The following is an 18608-nucleotide window of genomic DNA, read 5'->3' as shown; positions in this document are numbered from 1 at the left end:
GGCCATGTCTGCCCGTATTTCGCGTAAGGAAATCCATTATGTTCTATCTAAAAAACACAAACTTTTGGATGTTCGGCTTATTCTTTTTCTTTTACTTTTTTATCATGGGAGCCTACTTCCCGTTTTTCCCGATTTGGCTACATGACATCAACCATATCAGCAAAAGTGATACGGGCATTATTTTCGCTGCGATTTCCCTGTTCTCTCTGTTATTTCAACCGCTGTTTGGCTTGCTTTCTGACAAACTTGGACTGCGCAAATACCTGCTGTGGATTATTACCGGCATGTTAGTGATGTTTGCGCCATTCTTTATTTTTATCTTTGGCCCGCTGTTACAATACAATATTTTAGTAGGTTCGGTTGTTGGTGGTATTTATCTAGGCTTTTGTTTTAACGCCGGTGCGCCAGCAGTAGAGGCATTTATCGAGAAAGTCAGCCGTCGCAGTAATTTCGAATTTGGTCGCGCGCGGATGTTTGGCTGTGTTGGCTGGGCGCTGTGTGCCTCGATTGTCGGCATCATGTTCACCATCAATAATCAGTTTGTTTTCTGGCTGGGTTCTGGCTGTGCACTCATTCTCGCCATTTTGCTCTTTTTCGCCAAAACGGATGCACCTTCTTCCGCCACGGTTGCCAATGCCGTAGGTGCCAACCATTCGGCATTTAGCCTTAAGCTGGCGCTGGAACTGTTCAGACAACCCAAACTGTGGTTTTTGTCGCTGTATGTTATTGGCGTTTCCTGCACCTACGATGTTTTTGACCAACAGTTTGCTAATTTCTTTACTTCGTTCTTTGCCACCGGTGAGCAGGGTACGCGGGTATTTGGCTATGTCACAACAATGGGCGAATTACTTAACGCTTCGATTATGTTCTTTGCGCCACTGATCATTAATCGCATCGGCGGGAAAAACGCCCTGCTGCTGGCTGGCACCATTATGTCAGTACGTATTATTGGCTCATCGTTCGCCACCTCGGCACTGGAAGTGGTTATTCTAAAAACGCTGCATATGTTTGAAGTACCGTTCCTGCTGGTGGGCTGCTTTAAATATATTACCAGCCAGTTTGAAGTGCGTTTTTCAGCGACAATTTATCTGGTCTGTTTCTGCTTCTTTAAGCAACTGGCGATGATTTTTATGTCTGTTCTGGCAGGCAATATGTATGAAAGTATCGGTTTCCAGGGCGCGTATCTGGTGCTGGGTCTGGTGGCGCTGGGCTTCACCTTAATTTCCGTGTTCACGCTCAGCGGCCCCGGCCCGCTTTCTCTGCTGCGTCGCCAGGTGAATGAAGTCGCTTAAGCAATCAATGTCGGACGGAATAATCGTAATGAACATGTCAATGACAGAAAGAATAAAAGCAGGAAAGCTATTTACCGATATGTGCGAAGGCTTACCTGAAAAAAGACTTCGTGGGAAAACGTTAATGTATGAGTTTAATCACTCGCATCCAGCGGAAGTTGAAAAAAGGGAAAGCCTGATTAAAGAAATGTTTGCCACGGTAGGGGAAAATGCCTGGATAGAACCGCCTGTCTATTTCTCTTACGGTTCCAACATCCATATAGGCCGCAATTTTTATGCAAATTTCAATTTAACCATCGTCGATGATTACACGGTAACGATCGGTGATAACGTACTGATTGCACCCAACGTTACTATTTCCGTTACCGGGCACCCTGTACACCATGAATTAAGAAAAAACGGAGAGATGTACTCTTTTCCGATAACGATTGGTAATAATGTCTGGATTGGCAGTCATGTAGTCATTAATCCAGGCGTCACCATCGGGGAAAATTCGGTTATTGGCGCGGGTAGTGTCGTAACAAAAAACATTCCGCCAAACGTCGTGGCTGCGGGCGTTCCCTGTCGGGTTATTCGCGAAATAAACGACCGGGATAAGCAAAATTATTTCAAAGATTATGAGACTGATGGCAAAAGCAAAATTGCCTGATGCGCTACGCTTATCAGGCCTGCAAGTTCAGTGCTCTACGTAAGCCTGATAAGGCCGTTCACGCCGCATCCGGCGTGAACAAAGCGCATCTGACAATAATTTATTTTCCCATCATCTGGCGAAACAGGCGTCGCCTCATGCCTCTTTGACCCACAGCTGCGGAAAACGTGCCGGTGCAAAGCGCAAGGTTATGATCATCAACCCAACAACGCACAGCGCATGAAACACCCAGTCCATCAGGTAATTGCCACTGATGCTACGCAGCACACCAGAAAACCAGGGAGCAAGCCCGGCGATAATAAAACCGATCCCCTGCATAAACGCCACCAGCTTGCCAGCAATACCCGGTTGCGCAGAATGATCGAGCGCCAGCAGCAAACAGAGCGGAAATGCGCCGCCCAGACCTAAACCACACACCATCGCCCACAATACCGGCAATTGCAGTGGCAGCCAGATAAAGCCACAGAAACCAACCAGTTGTAACGCCAGTGCCAGCATCAAAAGTTTGCGCCGATCCTGATGGCGAGCCATGGCAGGCATCAGTAACGCCCCCGCAGCTTGCCCAAGCGTCATCAACGCCAGCAAGGAGCCGCTGTACTGCGCGCTGGCGCCAATCTCAATATAGAAGGCGGGTAACCAGGCAATCAGGCTAGCGTAACCGCCATTAATCAGACCGAAGTAAAGCCCCAGCGTCCAGGCACGAGGAGTGAATACCACACGAACCGGAGTGATTGTCGTGTTATGAGATGAAGAGGCCTGGTGATTGCTCTGCCACCACCAGGCAAAGAGCGCAACAGCGGCAGGCAGCGCCCACCAGGCGAGTGTTTGATACCCGGTTTCACTGTGTTGGACTAACCAGGGCGTCAGGGCAGCACCAAGTCCACCACCGCCCATTAATGCCGCAGACCACAGCCCCATCACCAGTGGCGTGCGCTGCTGAAACTGCCGTTTAATCACCGAAGGCATCACCGCCTGAATGATGCCGATTCCCACCCCACCGAGCAGTGCGCTGCTGAGCAGCAGCGCACTTTTAGGGTAAAGCTCACGCATCAATGCACCGACGGCAATCAGCACCAGGCTGATGGCGACGCTGCGACGTTCGCTGACATGCTGATGAAGCCAGCTTCCGGCCAGCGCCAGCCCGCCCATGGTGACCACCGGCAGAGCCGTCAACAGGGCTGCCACGCTAAAGCTCATTCCACTCGCCTGGCGCAATTGCGGTAGCAGTGGTCCGACGGAGGTGAGCAGTGGTCGCATATTAAGACCAATCAGCACCAGAACCAGCAGCATTGTGAACGTCTTTTGATGGTCGCGCATGGTTGTCAGAACGGTTTGGTTGGCAGATATTTGCCATCTAAGGTGATGACCGCGCGTTCGCCACCTTCCGGGTCCGCCACCTTCTTGACGTCGAGTTTGAAGTTAATCGCACTGATGATGCCATCGCCAAACTTCTCATGAACCAACGCTTTCAGAGTGGTGCCGTACACCTGCAACATTTCATAGAAACGGTACATCGTTGGGTCGGTTGGAACACGGTCATCAATGCAGCCACGCAGCGGAATCATCTGCAACAGTAGAATGGCGTCTTCGTCGAGATCCAGCTTCGCCCCAACCAGACGGGCAGCATCGGCAGGAAGCGCCTGCTGCCCCAGCAAAGCAGCAGTCACGAAGGCTTCTGCCAGACCGGTGCCGTCGGCAAGCTCGGCAAATGAGAGATCTTTTTTAGCTTTGCTGAGCAAAATAGCATCGGCAAGATCAAGACGAATATTGCGGTTAATTTGCGACTGAATCATGGTAAATCTCCTGATGGATTAAAAGTATGGTTATGCTGCAGCTTGCTGGCGTAGCGGTATGGCACAAACGCCGGGATTGGTTGCCAGTGGCACGAACTGGCGGGTTGCGCCGTCAAAGGCTGCGATGCTGCCGCTTTCAATGTCGTAGACCCAACCGTGCAGGGCGATCCGCCCCTCTTCGAGCGCCAGGCGCACCGATGGATGAGTTTGCAAATTAGCCAACTGAGCAATCACGTTTTCACGCACCATCGCCGCAGCTTTGGACGGTAAATCGCGATGCGGGCGCGCCTCATTAACGACGCGGGCAGAATCGGCATAACGCAGCCAGTGAGAGACGGCAGGCATATGGTCCATGCACTGGCAGCTGGCAATAGCGGTCATTGCGCCACAGTTGGAATGACCGCAAATCACAATGTCGGATACCCGAAGCGCGGCGACGGCATACTCCACCGAAGCGGAGACACCACCGGGTTCCGGTCCATAAGAAGGAACGATATTGCCCGCGTTGCGAATAACAAACAGATCGCCGGGTTCGCGTTGTGTCACCAGCTCAGGGACCAGACGGCTATCGGAGCAGGAAATAAAAAGTGTGCGCGGGCTTTGCTGTGTCGCCAGCTGTTTAAACAAGGCTTCCCGCTTCGGAAATGCCTCGCGCTGGAATTTAAGGAATCCATCAATAATCTCTTTCACCGTTAACCTCTGTCTGTCTCTGGAATGAGAGGCAGACTACTCGCCGATTGTCATAAGGTAAAAGTCTCATTTATGATGAGTTCTATTGGATTTACTTATATGTTGGCAAATGCTCTCTCGACATATCAATTATTTTCTTGCCGTGGCTGAACATGGCAGCTTCACCCGTGCCGCCAGTGCGTTGCACGTCTCCCAGCCTGCGCTTTCCCAGCAGATTCGCCAGTTAGAGGAGAGTTTAGGCGTGCCGCTGTTTGACCGTAGCGGGCGAACGATTCGTCTCACTGATGCAGGAGAAGTCTGGCGACAGTACGCCAGCCGGGCGTTACAGGAACTGGGGGCGGGTAAACGGGCGATTCATGATGTTGCCGATCTGACGCGAGGATCGCTGCGTATCGCCGTCACTCCCACCTTTACAAGCTACTTTATCGGCCCTTTAATGGCGGATTTCTATGCGCGCTACCCCGGCATCACGCTCCAGCTACAGGAAATGTCGCAGGAGAAAATAGAAGATCTGCTTTGCCGCGACGAGTTGGACGTTGGGATTGCCTTCGCGCCTGTGCATTCGCCGGAGCTGGAGGCAATTCCTTTACTGACAGAAAGTTTAGCGTTAGTCGTGGCGCAACATCATCCGCTGGCTGCCTGTGAACAGGTGGCGTTGAGTCGCTTGCATGATGAAAAACTGGTCCTGCTCAGCGCGGAATTTGCCACCAGAGAGCAAATTGACCACTACTGCGAGAAAGCGGGGTTACATCCACAGGTGGTAATTGAGGCGAACTCAATTAGCGCGGTTCTGGAGCTGATTCGCCGCACTTCCCTTTCCACATTGTTACCAGCAGCGATTGCCACACAACATGACGGGCTTAAAGCTATTTCTCTTGCCCCACCACTACTGGAGAGAACGGCGGTTTTGTTGCGGCGGAAAAATAGCTGGCAGACAGCCGCCGCGAAGGCATTTTTGCACATGGCGTTGGAGGAATGCGCGGTTGTTGGCGGGAATGAATCACGGTAGCCACTGACACAGGTCAGTGGCTCTTCAACACAAAGGAAATTACCGTTTGTAATCGATGGCTTCTGGCTGCTCCAGATACACGGTGGTTTGTGCCGGTTGTGTGCTGGCAATCACCTTACCGCCACGTACTGAATAGCGCACTGGAACCTGCCGGCGCAGCGCATCAAATCCGTTTTCTGCCGGCAGGATGATCAGGTTGGCGCTGTTTCCGGCGGCAATGCCGTAATCCTGCAAATTCAACGTTCTGGCGCTGTGGTGGGTGATTAAATTCAGGCCATCGTTAATCTGCCCGTAGCCCATCAACTGGCAAACATGCAGTCCCATATGCAGCACTTGCAGCATATTCGCCGTCCCCAGCGGATACCACGGATCGAAGACATCATCGTGACCAAAGCAGACGTTAATGCCGGACTCCAGCATCTCTTTAACGCGCGTAATGCCGCGACGTTTTGGATAAGTATCGAAACGTCCTTGCAGATGAATATTGACCAGCGGGTTGGCGACAAAGTTAATACCGGACATTTTCAGCAAGCGGAACAGGCGTGAGGTATACGCCCCGTTATAGGAGTGCATTGCCGTGGTATGGCTGGCGGTGACGCGCGCGCCCATGCCTTCGCGGTGCGCCAGGGCGGCAACGGTTTCGACAAAGCGCGACTGCTCATCGTCGATCTCATCACAGTGAACGTCGATCAGACGGTCGTATTTTTGCGCCAGAGCGAAGGTTTTATGCAGCGACTCCACGCCGTATTCACGGGTAAATTCAAAATGCGGAATCGCCCCAACGACGTCTGCCCCTAAGCGTAGCGCCTCTTCCAGCAACGCTTCACCGTTGGGATACGACAAAATCCCTTCCTGTGGGAAGGCGACGATTTGCAGATCAATCCACGGCGCGACTTCCTGCTTCACTTCCAGCATTGCTTTCAGCGCAGTCAGCGTTGCGTCCGAAACATCGACATGGGTACGCACATGCTGAATGCCGTTGGCAATCTGCCATTTCAGCGTTTGCCAGGCGCGTTGTTTCACATCGTCATGGGTTAATAACGCTTTGCGCTCGGCCCAGCGTTCAATGCCTTCAAACAGCGTGCCGGACTGATTCCAGTTCGGTTGTCCGGCGGTTTGCGTGGTGTCCAGGTGAATATGCGGCTCCACAAACGGCGGTATAACTAAACCTTGTTCGGCATCCAGGCTGTTTTCAGTTATGGGCATCACGCCGGATTGCGCATCAATGGCACTGATTTTTCCGTCCTGCAGATGAATCTGCCACAGCCCCTCTTTGCCGGGTAACCGGGCGTTAATAATTGTTTGTAAAGCGTTATTCGACACTGTTAGCCTCCACATGCGTCATTGCTGCTGTCGTTTTACGATTCAAAATCGGGTTAAGGATCAGATAGCTCAGCGCGCCACCTAATACCGCGTTGACCGGAACAATTCCCGGTAACCAGTGGCCTGCGGCAATCCCCAGCGCGACAGCCAGAATCGCCACCCAATTGACACTCATCATACGCGTGGTCGCAAAGTGCTCATAGCAGCGACGGTTCATCAGATAGTCGGCGATGATCACGCCCCCCACCGGAGGAATAGCTGCCGAAAGGAAGGTCAACCAGCCGACAAAATTGTTATACAGCCATAATGCGCAGACCGTACCGATAATACCGTTGATTACCGAAAGGGTTTTGCTCGACATACCGGTAATGTTGGCGAAACCTAAACCCGACGCATAGAGTGCGTTATCGTTGGTGGTCCAGATATTCAGCCCCAGCACCACAATCGCAGGCAGCAGCAGACCCTGAGCAATCATCACATCAGAGATATCCGCCATCCCCAGCGCCGCAGCGCCCGCCGCACCGAAAATAAACATCAACGAGTTGCCGAGGAAAAAGGCCACCATCGCCACCAGCACCGCCAGTCTGGCATTGCGACCAAACCGAACAAAGTCAGCGGTGAGCGTGCCCGCACTGATAAATGAACCGACAACCAGCGCCAGCGCGACATTGAAATCTAACGGTTGTGCGGGAACGACTGCTTTCAATGCCTCCAGACCGCCCATACCGTTAACGGCCAGCCACACGGAATAACCGCCAAGGCAGGCAATCGCCGGAACCGCAATTACAGACAGAACCGTCAGCGCCGAAATGCCAAAGAACACGGTTACGGTCATCAGTAGACCGGATACGGCAATCAGCAAATTAATATCCAGTCCGGTCGCCTTGCCCACCGGAATAGCAAACATCGCTACGCCAACGCCAAACCAGCCGACCTGGGTGCCGCCCAGCAGCAGTGAAGGCAGCCATGAGCCTTTAACACCAAAAGAGAAGCGAGCAAGAAGATGGGTGGTCAGGCCGGTTTTTGCGCCAATGTAACCAAGAAATGAAGTGTAAATACCGAGGAGAAGATTACCGATGAGGACTGCGAGGAAGAAATCATGATAGCTAAGACCGGTTCCGAGAGTGCCGCCGGTCCACATACTGGCGGAAAAGAAGGTTAATCCCAGCATGACGAACGTCAATGCCAATACCCCTTTGCGCGCCGACTGCGGGACTGGCCCCTGGCTAAAGTTGTTATCTTGCGACACGAAATTCCTCCGTTTGCTGTTTGAAACCCAAAAAATCCGCCGCATTCTATTCATCTGAAAATAAAAAGCAATCGTTTCCGTGGTGGAATATATTTTTTATATGAATGAATAAAAGAAGATGGGGAAAATTTATCTCTGAAAAAACAGTGGGTAGGCGTGATAAGAGGCGCCAACGTCGCATCGGGCATCGGCGCACAACTGTTGGATGCACCACGCGACGCATCCAACAATACCTTACTCTTCCATCGCCTGGCGGATCTGATCCAACGACGCAGGATCATCAATGGTCGTCAGATCCCCCGGATCGCGTCCTTCGCAAATCGCCTGGATCGTGCGGCGCAGCATTTTTCCGGATCGCGTTTTCGGTAATTGCGAGACAAACCAGACATGCGCCGGGCGGCCAAAGTTGCCAATCTGGCTGTCCACCAGCGCCATAATCGCCTTCTCTTGCGAGAGCGCCACGTCGCGGTCTTCCAGACTGTCGCTCTCTTTAGGAATGACAAACGCCACTGCCACCTGCCCTTTCAGCGCATCTTTCACCCCAACCACTGCTACTTCGGCAACGCCCGGATGACTGGAGATACTCTCTTCAATCTCGCGCGTCCCCAACCGATGCCCGGCAACATTAATCACATCATCGGTACGCCCGAGAATAAAGTGATAACCGTCACCGTCGCGGATGCCCCAGTCAAAGGTGGCGTAAACCGGACGGGAAAACAGCGACCAGTACGTCTTCACAAAGCGGTCGTCGTCGCCCCAGATGGTCTGAATACAGCCCGGCGGCAATGGCCCTTCCACCACCAGCATCCCTTTCTCATTGACGCCGCACGGTTCGCCGGTGACTTCATTGAGCAACTGCACGTTATAGCCATACATCGGCACGCCTGGGCTTCCCAGCCGCGTCGGTCTGTCATCCAGACCGCGAGCAATCGCCATAATCGGCCAGCCGGATTCAGTCTGCCAGTAGTTGTCGATGACCGGCACATCCAGCGTATTGCTCACCCAACTGGCGGTCGGCTCGTCCAGCGGTTCTCCTGCCAGATAGAGCACTTCCAGCGACGAGAGATCGTGTTTGCGAATTTCAGCGGTAGGGAATTTTTTCAGCACGCGAATGGCGGTCGGCGCCGAGAACATACGGCTAACCTGATATTTCTCGACGATTTTCCACCACACGCCGCAGTCCGGCCAGGTCGGCAATCCTTCGTAAACAATTGTCGCCATCCCCGCCAGCAGCGGCGCGTAGACGATATACGAATGCCCCACCACCCAGCCGATATCCGACGCGCAAAAGAACACGCCGCCCGCTTTGCCGCCAAAAATAGTTTCCATCGAGGTCGCCAGCGCCACCGCATAACCGCCGACGTCACGCTGCACACCTTTAGGTTTGCCGGTCGTGCCGGAGGTGTAGAGAATGCAGGAGGTTTCGTTGGATTCCAGCCACGCCACCGGCACCCGCGCGCCGATGTGCTGATGGCGCAACGACGCAAAATCGACATCCCGCCCGCTGACGCGCGCCATTTTCGCCAGCCCGCGATCCACCAGTAAAACGTGGCGCGGCTTGTGCTGCGCCTGACTTATCGCATCGTCGAGCAATTTTTTATAGGGAATGATTTTGCCACCACGCGCCCCGGCATCGGCCGAGACAATCAGCATCGGTTTAGCGTCATCAATTCGCGCCGCCACGCTGTGCGAGGCAAATCCACCAAACACCACCGAGTGAATAGCGCCAATGCGCGCGCAGGCCAGCAACGTAATATGCGCTTCGGCAATCATCGGCATATACACCAATACCCGATCGCCACGCTGCACGCCCAGTGAGCGCAGCATGGACGCCGCCGCATTCACTTCGTCATATAACTGGCGAAAGGTAAAGGTGCGCTCTTCTTCTGTCTCCGAAGAGACGGCAATCAATGCCAGCGCCTCTGGCTGTTTCTCCAGCCAGCGGTCGATGGCGTTGTGACACAAGTTGGTTCGCCCCTCACAAAACCAACGGGCAAACGGCGGGTTGCTGTGATCAAGCGTTTGCGTAAAGGGCGTCTGCCAGTCAATACGCTGAGCCTGCTCAGCCCAGAACTGCTCCGGTTCGTTAATTGAACGCTGATAAAATTCGCTAAAAGACATAATGCTCTCCTGTTGAACTTACGCCTTACCGCTGTTTGCTTAAATGACGTACAGGTCGAGATACTCATTGACCGGCATCTGTTCGAGGCGAGCTCTGTCGAGAGAAACCTCCAGAATGCGCTGCTGCTGGCGAGTCGGGAACTGGCGTGCGAGATTGATTTTGAATTTATCGACCAGTTTCGGAATGCCATCCTGACGGCGACGGGCATGACCAATCGGGTACTCCACCACCACTTCTTCAAAGCGCGTGCCGTCGGTGAACTCAAGGGTAATGGCATTGGCGATAGCGCGTTTTTCCGGGTCGTGGTAGTCAGCGGTAAACGCCGGATCTTCAAAGCAATTGATCTTCTCGCGCAGGGCGTCGATACGTTTATCTTGCGCAACTTTGTCTTCGTAATCTGCCGCCGTTAAACGCCCGAACAGCAGTGGGATCGCCACCATGTACTGAATGCAGTGGTCGCGGTCAGCCGGGTTATTGAGGGGGCCTTTTTTATCGATGATGCGAATACAGGCTTCGTGGGTGCGAATGGTCACTTTTTCGATATCCGCCGCCGTTTTGCCTGCTGCCTGCATCTGTTCATAGAGCGTCATCGCTGCTTCAACTGCCGTCTGGGAGTGGAACTCCGCCGGGAAGGAGATTTTGAACAGCACATTTTCCATGACGTAGGAACCATACGGGCGCTGGAAGCGGAACGACTCGCCTTTAAAGGAGACGTCGTAGAAGCCCCACACCGGCGCGGTCAGGGCTGATGGGTAACCCATTTCGCCGGTTTTCGCCATCAGCGCCAGACGTACCGCGCGGGATGTGGCATCGCCTGCTGCCCAGGATTTACGTGTGCCGGTGTTCGGCGCATGACGGTAGGTGCGCAGCGACTGACCGTCTACCCACGCCAGCGAAACGGCGTTGAGGATTTCCTCGCGGGTCAGGCCGAGCATTTCTGCGACCACGGCGGTGGAAGCGACTTTCACTAACAGAACGTGGTCGAGGCCGACGCGGTTAAAGGAGTTTTCCAGCGCGATGCAGCCCTGAATTTCATGGGCTTTGATCATTCCGGTCAGCACCTGTTTCATGGTCAACGGCGCTTTGCCGCTGGCGACCGCGTTGCGCGAAAGCCAGTCCGCCGTTGCCAGAATGCCGCCGAGGTTGTCGGAAGGATGCCCCCACTCCGCCGCCAGCCAGGTATCGTTGAAATCGAGCCAACGGATCATTGCGCCGATGTTAAATGCCGCCTGGACGGGGTCGAGCTGAAACTGAGTTCCGGGGACGCGCACGCCGTTGGGTACGACGGTGCCGGGGACAATTGGCCCCAGCAGTTTTTTACAGGCCGGGTATTCAAGGGCTTCAAGACCGCAGCCGAGAGTGTCGAGCAGGCAGTAATGTGCGGTGTCGTAGGCTACTCTGGAGCTGATTTCGTAGTTCATCACGTAATCGACGATATCAACGATTTCACGGTCGAATTCCGGGCGGATGTTGTTGATTTGAGCTGACATTGGGTACGTTTCCTTCGGATTTTTTATAAAGTTAAAGTGGTTATTTTTTTACTCTGTTATCGAGGGTGAGTGTTTGCTTCTGAGCAGGCCTTTCCCCTCACCCTAACCCTCTCCCCAAAGGGGCGAGGGAACTGTTCGTGCACTTGGTCAAAATGGAGCGCGTTTTTCCCCCTCTCCCTTCCAGGGAGAGGGCCGGGGTGAGGGTATATGTCCGCACCTGAGCTGGCCTTCCCCCTCACCCTGACGGGCAAATTGTGCGCGCTGTTACCTCCTGCTCCGTTCTTCTTACTGCCGCTTATCCAGCGCGACAAACGGGCGGTCTTCCGGCCCAACATAATTGGCGGAAGGACGGATAATTTTGTTGTCCTGACGTTGTTCGATAATGTGCGCCGCCCAGCCGGTGACGCGGGCGATAACAAACAGTGGTGTGAACATCTCTGTGGGAACGCCCATCATGTTGTAGGAAACAGCGGAGAACCAGTCGAGATTGGGGAACATCTTTTTGCTCTCCCACATCACCGTTTCCAGGCGATCGGCAATGTTGTACATCTTCAGCGAGCCGCCTTCCTGCGAGAGCTGCTTCGCCACACGCTTGATCACCTGATGGCGCGGGTCGGCGATGGTATAAACCGGATGGCCAAAACCAATCACCACTTCTTTGTTTTCCACGCGCTTACGGATATCCGCTTCGGCTTCGTCCGGCGTTTCGTAGCGTTGCTGGATCTCCAGTGAGACTTCATTCGCCCCGCCGTGTTTCGGCCCGCGCAGTGCGCCGATTGCGCCGATAATGGCTGAGTACATGTCAGATCCGGTGCCTGCAATCACCCGGCTGGTAAAGGTGGAGGCGTTAAACTCGTGCTCGGCATACAGCACCAGCGAAATTTGCATCGCCTTTTCCCAACTTTGCGATGGCTTTTCGCCATGCAGCAGATGCAGGAAGTGACCGCCGATAGAGTCGTCATCGGTTTCCGGCTGGATGCGCTCGCCGTTGTGGCTGTAGTGATACCAGTAGAGAAGAATCGAACTCAGCGACGCCAACAGTTTGTCGGCAATATCCCGCGCGCCGGAGACGGTGTGCCCCTCTTTTTCCGGCAGCGTGCAGCCGAGCGCGGAAACGCCGGTGCGCATAACATCCATCGGGTGCGACGCCGCAGGTAAGGCTTCCAGCACGGTACGCACGTTAGCCGGTAAACCGCGCAGGGCTTTCAGTTTCGTTTTGTAAGCGGCGAGTTCGTCACGGGTCGGCAGTTTGCCGTGGATCAGCAGATGCGCCACTTCTTCAAATTCGCAATGTTCTGCGAGATCGAGAATATCGTAGCCGCGATAGTGCAGGTCGTTGCCGCTTTTGCCTACGGTACAAAGCGCGGTGTTACCCGCCGGAACGCCAGAAAGTGCCACAGATTTTTTTGGTTTAATGACATGGGTACTGTTTTGCAGGATCGTTGTGTCGCTCATGTTGTCCTCGTCATTGTTATCATTTGTAGGGTCGAGATTGTTGTCGGATGCGACGCCATGCGTCTTATCCGACCTACAGTTCAGTACACCTCGTAGGCCTGATAAGTCGCGCCAGCGGCGCATCAGGCATCGGTTGTCGAATACAACCAACGGGCGTTTTTTATTTCGCCTGGCTACGGGCAAACAGGTCGTCGAGCTTCTCTTCGTACTGGTAGTAGTTGATGCTTTCGTACAACTCGTTACGGGTCTGCATGGTGTCGATCACGCTTTTCTGCGTGCCTTCCTGGCGCAGGACGTTGTAGACATGTTCAGCGGCGCGGTTCATGGCGCGGAATGCTGAAAGCGGGTAAAGCGCCATTGCGACATGGGCGCTGCGTAATTCATCGGTGGTGAACAGGGGCGTGGCGCCAAATTCGGTAATGTTGGCGAGGATTGGCACCTGCACCGCATCGGCAAACTGGCGGTACATGGCGAGTTCAGTAATCGCCTCCGGGAACAGCATCTCGGCACCGGCTTCAACATAGGCTCGCGCGCGTTCGATCGCGCCGTCCAGACCTTCCACTGCCAGCGCATCGGTGCGCGCCATGATCACAAAATCAGGATCGGTTTTCGCATCCACCGCCGCGCGGATCCGATCAACCATCTCCTCTTTCGAGACGATCGCTTTGTTCGGACGATGACCGCAGCGTTTCGCGCCGATCTGATCTTCAATATGCAATCCTGCCGCACCGGCTTTAATCATCGATTTCACAGTACGCGCCACGTTAAAGGCCGAAGAGCCAAAGCCGATATCGGCATCAACCAGCAGCGGCAGCGAGCAAACGTCGGTGATACGCCGAATATCGGTCAGCACATCATCAAGGGTAGAAATACCGAGATCGGGTAGCCCCAGCGAACCTGCCGCCACGCCACCACCGGAGAGATAAATCGCCTGATATCCGGCACGCTGCGCCAACAACGCATGGTTGGCGTTAATGGTGCCAACAATTTGCAACGGAGTTTCTTTGGAGAGTGCGGCGCGAAACGCTTTACCTGGAGAGTGTAGAGACATAGCCCATCCTTTGTTATCAACTTGTTATTTTCGTTGATAAACACAAAGCAAGGGCTATGCCACAATTGATAAACTCAAAATAATCAATACATTTCAATTTGTTAACAAAAACACTCTTACTTAATCCGCAAATATGCGTTTCAGTTAACGTTTCAGGCAATGTTTCACCGCGTTTCATTGCAACAATTATGAAACAAGACTAAACCCAATATTCGGTTTCTTAATTCTTTGGGGTGCTATGGCACATCCACCACGGCTGAACGACGATAAACCCGTTTTTTGGACGGTATCAGTGACGCGTCTGTTCGAACTGTTTCGCGATATCAGCCTTGAGTTTGATCACCTGGCGAACATAACGCCTATCCAGCTTGGCTTTGAAAAAGCGGTGGCCTACATCCGCAAAAAACTGGCAAGTGAACGCTGCGACGCTATCATCGCTGCTGGCTCTAACGGTGCGTACCTGAAAAGCCGCCTGTCAGTACCAGTTATTTTGATTAAACCCAGCGGCTTTGACGTGTTGCAGGCACTGGCAAAAGCCGGAAAACTTACCTCATCGATTGGCGTCGTTACTTATCAGGAAACCATTCCGGCACTGGTGGCGTTTCAAAAAACCTTTAATCTGCGTCTCGACCAACGTAGTTACATCACCGAAGAAGACGCACGCGGGCAGATTAACGAGCTCAAAGCTAACGGCACCGAAGCCGTGCTCGGTGCAGGGCTGATTACCGATCTGGCAGAAGAAGCCGGAATGACCGGAATTTTTATCTATTCCGCTGCCACCGTGCGCCAGGCGTTCAGCGATGCGCTGGATATGACGCGCATGTCTCTACGGCATAACGCCCAGGACAGTACCCGCAACGCCCTGCGTACTCGTTACGTTTTGAGCGATATGCTTGGTCAATCGCCACAGATGGAACAAGTGCGGCAAACCATTTTGCTCTATGCCCGATCCAGTGCGGCGGTGCTGATTCAGGGAGAAACGGGAACCGGTAAAGAGCTGGCGGCTCAGGCGATACATCGGGAATACTTTGCCCGCCACGATGCGCGACAGGGCAAAAAGTCGCATCCGTTTGTTGCAGTGAACTGCGGAGCGATTGCTGAATCATTGCTGGAAGCGGAGCTGTTTGGCTATGAGGAAGGGGCGTTTACCGGCTCGCGACGCGGAGGCCGCGCCGGGCTGTTTGAAATTGCCCACGGCGGCACGCTGTTTCTTGATGAAATTGGCGAAATGCCGCTGCCTTTGCAGACTCGCCTGCTGCGGGTGCTGGAAGAAAAAGAGGTCACTCGCGTCGGCGGACATCAGCCTGTTCCGGTAAATGTGCGGGTCATCAGCGCCACCCACTGCAATCTGGAAGAGGATATGCAGCAAGGACGTTTTCGCCGTGATCTGTTTTATCGACTGAGTATTTTACGTCTGCAATTGCCGCCACTGCGCGAGCGGGGTGCGGATATTCTGCCGCTGGCGGAAAGCTTTTTAAAAGTGTCTCTGGCGGCGCTCTCCGCCCCATTTTCTGCTGCGTTACGCGAGGGACTAAATACCTGCCAGGTGGTTTTATTGCACTATGAGTGGCCGGGAAATATTCGTGAACTCCGCAATATGATGGAGCGACTGGCGCTATTTTTAAGTGTGGAACCGACGCCGGATTTAACGCCGCAGTTTTTGCAACGGCTACTGCCGGAATTAGCCCACGAGTCGGCGAAAATTACCGCCTCTCCCTTGCTGACACCCCAACAGGCACTGGAGAAATTTAATGGTGATAAAACAGCAGCGGCGAATTATTTAGGCATCAGCCGAACGACGTTCTGGCGGCGGCTGAAAAATTAAATTGCCGGATGCGGTGTGCCCCCCTATCCGGCCTACAAAATCATGAATTTCAATATATTGCATTCACCGATAGACGTGCACATCGGGCATATTTACATGGCTTCAGAATTACTTCTTCTTATAAATATTTGCCGTGCCGTGGATCTTATTGTCAGTCTGACCGGAGGTCAGTACCAACACATCAGCACCTTTTTCATCCGCTTTTTTGATTAAATCTTCTTTTGCATCTGCAGTCGACATTTCATTACTTGTTGAAATATCACCTATTTTTTCATATTGCGATTCAACCTTTTCAAATTCCGCTTTAGTCATCAATTCAGCGGCATAGACGTTTGTGACAACAAAAGCTAACGCACCAACTAAGAGCTTAGTTCCAGTTTTCATAGGTGAACTCCATAATGTGTGATTGGCTAATGCCCTGAAGCTAACAGTCATCATCAGGGTTGATTAATAAGTAGTTCAGCGGTTAGGAAAAATCCACAGGAAAAGAGAATATATTTGTATTGTTCTTAATGCGAACCACTCTTGTCCGACTGGTTAATAACTTTCACTGCAATTATCGCTGGTGTTATTTGAATTATTTTTTATAAAAATCTCAAATTTTCACTCTGCCAGATATTCAATATAAAACTTACGCCACCCACATTATTTTTCTGAACAAAAAAAACAAAACAATCTATTGAGTTGATTTTTATAAGCATTATTTGCTTTATCCATTATTAACCTTAAGACGATTTGCTATTATTTTTTAATAATAACATTGAAAAATTCATTCACACCACTTACAAACCACTAAAACCTATCAATGCAATGAACAACTAACACTTTAATAAATTTATGGCATCTAATATTACAGATATTCTCATTTAGCAACTTGTATATTTACGCCTTACAAGGCTTCGGGAAGAAAAACAGTGCAATAAAAACATCTCGCCATTTAAATTTAAGGATGAAAGTGAGTGATATGAAACTAGCAAAACATGCTTTATCAACCCTGGCTATAGCCATTTCAACAATATTATCCACACCCGTATCTCTGGCCGTAACCCCACCCACAGATGAAAATAGCACTGTTGTCATTAATAATGGCGAAGAAGCAAAAGTTATTGCCTCTGAGGGTTATGCTCCCGGATGGAATCATTTTACTTCTTTGAATGTAGGCCAAAACTCTAATGGCTCATTACTCATTGAAAATATTTCACTTATTACTGCTAATGCTACCGTAGGCAATAACTCTGAAGGTTCCCTCACTTTATCCGACCATACCAACTGGCAGTTTGATACCCCTACCTCCAAAATGTATTTGGGCACAAATGAAGGTTCCGGCACCGTATACGTGTTAGAAGGCAGTAAGATAAGTGGCCTGCAGGAACTCAGGATTGGTGAGTATTATGGTGATGCCAAAGGGTTGATGGTTATTGATGGGGAAAACTCATCAGTTTCCTCTAACATTGCTCTTGTTGGCGATCAGGGAACCGGCAATTTACGTATTACTAATGGCGGCACACTCACTACCTCAGCTCAGGTAGCTATTGGATATGCTTATCCAGGCAATGGTACATCAAAAAATCGTAATAGTTATGGCGAGGTTCTGGTTGACGGTAAAAATTCAACATTGAATGCTGAATATGTTTATCTTGGTGGATTCAGCCCAGATGTTGCTTTTAATACTACCGGTATCCTTACCGTTAATAACGGTGCAACAATCAATGCCAATTCGTTTATCTGGGTTACTGTCGCACCTGGCGCCACAGGCGTTTTAAATATTGGTGGTGCGCAAGGTGAGGCTGAACAGCCTGCAGGTTCGATTAATACGCCATTTATTCATTTGGGAGCCGCAGATGCTTCCTCCACATCGGTAGTAAACTTTAATCACTCCAGTACCGATTTTCTCCTGGCCTCACCTATACAGGGAAACGGCCAGGTTAACCAGGTCGGCTCCGGGACGACAACATTATCCGGTATGAATAACTATGCCGGTAATACCTATATAACCAAAGGCAGCCTACGTGCGGGTAAAGAGAATACCTTCAGCCCCAACTCCGATTTTATTGTCGACGGTGGTGGACACCTCGATTTAAACGGTTATTCGCAAGCGTTAAAAACGCTGGCGCTGGCTGGAACAGCAACGCTGTCTTCGTATGAACAAGGCCACGAGTTCACGCCGACCACACTGACCATTAACGGCAACTATACTGCCAGTGATGGTTTGTTAGTCATGCATACTGTATTAGGCGATGATAATTCCGCAACGGATAAACTCGTCGTAAAAGGTGATACTTCCGGTAGCACCCGCATCATGGTCAACAATGCGGGCGGCCTGGGCGCGGATACCCTGGAAGGGATAAAAATTGTAGAGGTTGACGGCCTGTCAGAGGGCGTTTTCAGTAAAGAGGGGCGTATTGTTGCCGGTCCCTATGATTACAACGTGACCAAAAGCGACAACCAGAACTGGTTTTTAACCAGTGAAATTCCCGCAGGACCGTATACCCCACCGGAACTGCCTGTAGTCCCGGAACCAGATCCTGAGCCTCCTGTAACACCAGAACCCCCTGTAACACCAGAACCGCCAGTGACACCGGAGCCGCCTGTTACGCCATCTGTTCCGCAGCCGGAAAGAAAGCATCAGTATCGCCCGGAGATTGGCAGCTATGTGGCCA

At 52.0% G+C, this 18608-nt stretch carries 15 protein-coding genes; 5 read left to right on the top strand and 10 right to left on the bottom strand.

Going from position 1 to position 18608, the window contains the following annotated elements; all coding sequences use genetic code 11:
- Nucleotides 1-38 precede the first annotated feature (38 nt).
- Both lacY and lacA read left to right on the top strand, forming a co-directional pair.
- A complete protein-coding gene (gene lacY, locus BEG40_RS19965) occupies nucleotides 39-1292 on the top strand; it encodes a lactose permease (RefSeq protein ID WP_000499564.1) in 1254 nt (417 codons plus the stop codon).
- 28 nt (nucleotides 1293-1320) lie between these two features.
- On the top strand, nucleotides 1321-1941 hold the full coding sequence (lacA, locus tag BEG40_RS19960) for a galactoside O-acetyltransferase (RefSeq protein WP_105286004.1): 621 nt from the start codon (nucleotides 1321-1323) through the stop codon (nucleotides 1939-1941).
- Between the two features lie 135 nt (nucleotides 1942-2076).
- Here the strand turns inward: lacA and cynX are convergent, their stop codons facing one another.
- The 3 genes from cynX to cynT are packed head-to-tail and all read right to left on the bottom strand — an operon-like array spanning nucleotide 2077 to nucleotide 4424.
- Nucleotides 2077-3258, bottom strand: coding sequence for a cyanate transporter CynX (gene cynX / locus BEG40_RS19955; protein WP_105286003.1), 1182 nt, complete (start codon nucleotides 3256-3258; stop codon nucleotides 2077-2079).
- 5 nt (nucleotides 3259-3263) lie between these two features.
- On the bottom strand, nucleotides 3264-3734 hold the full coding sequence (gene cynS, locus BEG40_RS19950; protein ID WP_016231598.1) for a cyanase: 471 nt from the start codon (nucleotides 3732-3734) through the stop codon (nucleotides 3264-3266).
- Nucleotides 3735-3764: 30 nt separating this feature from the next.
- Entirely contained in the window at nucleotides 3765-4424 is a 660-nt protein-coding gene (gene cynT, locus BEG40_RS19945) for a carbonic anhydrase CynT (protein WP_000658645.1), read from the bottom strand.
- A gap of 109 nt (nucleotides 4425-4533) precedes the next feature.
- On the opposite strand from cynT, the gene cynR reads away from it, so the two are divergent.
- A complete protein-coding gene (cynR, locus tag BEG40_RS19940) occupies nucleotides 4534-5433 on the top strand; it encodes a transcriptional regulator CynR (protein WP_001550692.1) in 900 nt (299 codons plus the stop codon).
- A 39-nt stretch (nucleotides 5434-5472) separates the two neighbouring features.
- On the opposite strand, the gene codA is transcribed toward cynR, so the two are convergent.
- The 6 genes from codA to prpB all read right to left on the bottom strand — a co-directional run bounded on the left by codA (nucleotide 5473) and on the right by prpB (nucleotide 14123).
- Complete coding sequence (codA, locus tag BEG40_RS19935; RefSeq protein WP_001299008.1) at nucleotides 5473-6756, bottom strand: cytosine/isoguanine deaminase; 1284 nt, start codon at nucleotides 6754-6756, stop codon at nucleotides 5473-5475.
- Nucleotides 6746-8005, bottom strand: coding sequence for a cytosine permease (gene codB / locus BEG40_RS19930; protein WP_105286002.1), 1260 nt, complete (start codon nucleotides 8003-8005; stop codon nucleotides 6746-6748). The genes codA and codB overlap by 11 nt, the downstream gene beginning before the upstream one ends.
- A 234-nt stretch (nucleotides 8006-8239) precedes the next feature.
- On the bottom strand, nucleotides 8240-10126 hold the full coding sequence (prpE, locus tag BEG40_RS19925; protein ID WP_105286001.1) for a propionate--CoA ligase: 1887 nt from the start codon (nucleotides 10124-10126) through the stop codon (nucleotides 8240-8242).
- A 39-nt stretch (nucleotides 10127-10165) separates the two neighbouring features.
- Complete coding sequence (gene prpD, locus BEG40_RS19920; protein ID WP_105286000.1) at nucleotides 10166-11617, bottom strand: 2-methylcitrate dehydratase; 1452 nt, start codon at nucleotides 11615-11617, stop codon at nucleotides 10166-10168.
- 285 nt (nucleotides 11618-11902) lie between these two features.
- Complete coding sequence (prpC, locus tag BEG40_RS19915; protein ID WP_001285921.1) at nucleotides 11903-13072, bottom strand: bifunctional 2-methylcitrate synthase/citrate synthase; 1170 nt, start codon at nucleotides 13070-13072, stop codon at nucleotides 11903-11905.
- A gap of 160 nt (nucleotides 13073-13232) precedes the next feature.
- Nucleotides 13233-14123, bottom strand: a complete 891-nt coding sequence (gene prpB, locus BEG40_RS19910; protein ID WP_000052181.1) for a methylisocitrate lyase — start codon at nucleotides 14121-14123, stop codon at nucleotides 13233-13235.
- Between the two features lie 238 nt (nucleotides 14124-14361).
- On the opposite strand from prpB, the gene prpR reads away from it, so the two are divergent.
- Nucleotides 14362-15948, top strand: a complete 1587-nt coding sequence (prpR, locus tag BEG40_RS19905) for a propionate catabolism operon regulatory protein PrpR (RefSeq protein WP_105285999.1) — start codon at nucleotides 14362-14364, stop codon at nucleotides 15946-15948.
- Nucleotides 15949-16056: 108 nt separating this feature from the next.
- Here the strand turns inward: prpR and yahO are convergent, their stop codons facing one another.
- Nucleotides 16057-16332, bottom strand: coding sequence for a DUF1471 family periplasmic protein YahO (gene yahO, locus BEG40_RS19900; RefSeq protein WP_000848012.1), 276 nt, complete (start codon nucleotides 16330-16332; stop codon nucleotides 16057-16059).
- A gap of 580 nt (nucleotides 16333-16912) precedes the next feature.
- On the opposite strand from yahO, the gene BEG40_RS19895 reads away from it, so the two are divergent.
- The coding region (locus BEG40_RS19895; protein ID WP_286135165.1) for an autotransporter outer membrane beta-barrel domain-containing protein at nucleotides 16913-18608 on the top strand (1696 nt) is incomplete at its 3' end.

The organism is Escherichia sp. MOD1-EC5495 (assembly GCF_002965965.1).
GTDB lineage: Bacteria > Pseudomonadota > Gammaproteobacteria > Enterobacterales > Enterobacteriaceae > Escherichia > Escherichia ruysiae.
Note: the sequence above shows the minus strand (reverse complement) of the source record. Positions and strands in the feature narration are given on the sequence as shown.